Below are 244 nucleotides of genomic sequence, written 5' to 3'. Positions count from 1 at the left end.
CATTATAAAGGATACACGAATCATGGGTTTGCCGCATTACTTCAACCAACACCAGACTCTCCAGCTACTTATTGTAATTCAGTGCTATCCTATTCTCTTCCAAAGCAGGACTTAAATCCAGTTTAACCGAGGGCAACTGTGCGGTATCACCAATCAGTAACAATTTGCAGTTATGGGCAGAATATAGATAATACATCAAGTCATCTAAGAGAGACCAATTTTCAACGAATTTAGAATATGCAGC

General features: G+C 38.9%; 1 pseudogene. It reads right to left on the bottom strand.

Annotated elements, in window-relative coordinates:
- Positions 1–244: pseudogene (locus ACRHOZ_RS21280) on the bottom strand (ATP-dependent endonuclease); the annotation flags it as partial.

The sequence above is a fragment of the Flagellimonas flava genome, assembly GCF_050617915.1.
Classification (GTDB): Bacteria; Bacteroidota; Bacteroidia; order Flavobacteriales; family Flavobacteriaceae; genus Flagellimonas; species Flagellimonas flava_A.
Note: the sequence above shows the minus strand (reverse complement) of the source record. Positions and strands in the feature narration are given on the sequence as shown.